General features: G+C 37.8%; 2 protein-coding genes. One reads left to right on the top strand and one right to left on the bottom strand.

The features are described from left to right. Positions 1-362 (top strand): GNAT family N-acetyltransferase (locus M595_RS28115; RefSeq protein WP_040484797.1); only part of this gene is annotated, 362 nt, incomplete at its 5' end. 173 nt (positions 363-535) lie between these two features. Here the strand turns inward: M595_RS28115 and M595_RS28110 are convergent. Next, complete coding sequence (locus M595_RS28110) at positions 536-739, bottom strand: hypothetical protein (RefSeq protein ID WP_023063863.1); 204 nt, start codon at positions 737-739, stop codon at positions 536-538. Between the last annotated feature and the right edge of the window lie 73 nt (positions 740-812).

Here is an 812-nt window from a genome sequence, read left to right as displayed (position 1 = left end):
GTGCTCTTCCGATCTCAACTGAAGATGTTAACAAGATGTTGCAGCATTCTGATTTGATTATAGGAATTAATCACCCAGATCATCAAAAGTTAATTGGGTTTGCGCGAGTCTTAACCGATTATGTGTATCGGGCTGTGATTTGGGATGTGATTGTTGATTCGACTTATCAAAAGCAAGGATTGGGACAGACTCTGATTCAGTCTCTTTTAGATCATCCTCAGCTACAATCGATAGAAGCTTTTCTTTTGGTTTGTTTACCCGAGACAATTCCTTTTTATGAAAAGTTAGGGTTTACCAGCGATGTCGGTGAATTGAAGTTAATGAAGCGGGTTAAACCAACATCATCTTATTATTCTCTGTGATTGCTTGAAATAAGTTTTTAACAAAAAATGGGATACTGGAAATATCCTATTCTCACCAGGTTGATTTAATGGATAATTAAAGATTTTTTGTTGTAAGCGATCGCTAAGTTTTGTGTTAGCAATATCCTACAGTTAAAATCGCATTTTTGCTAATATTAAACTTGTGAATGCACTCAATTTATTGAATCAACGGAAGAATTTTCATCGGAACAAACTTCAAATGTAATGGCAAATTTGACTTGAGGAAGCAACCGTTTTAGGATTTTGAGGTGTTCTTCGGCATGATTGCGACGGCGAAACCGAGCAACTATCAGGCGTTTCAGGTTGGGTAACAGGCGATAGATGACCCAAGGATAGAGTTGTTGTTGGTAATTCATGGTTTTGTTGCGATCAGTGACAAACAAAATGAGACACTAGAAAGTAGGGGCAGTTTTGCCCCGTCTTGACTCT

It is taken from the genome of Lyngbya aestuarii BL J, from assembly GCF_000478195.2.
Classification (GTDB): domain Bacteria; phylum Cyanobacteriota; class Cyanobacteriia; order Cyanobacteriales; family Microcoleaceae; genus Capilliphycus; species Capilliphycus aestuarii.
This window is presented reverse-complemented; position numbering and strand designations above follow the sequence as displayed.

Coding starts and splice junctions, on each gene's coding strand:
- M595_RS28110 (WP_023063863.1), bottom strand. CDS start 739: ATGAATTACCAACAACAACTCTATCCTTGGGTCATCTATCGCCTGTTA.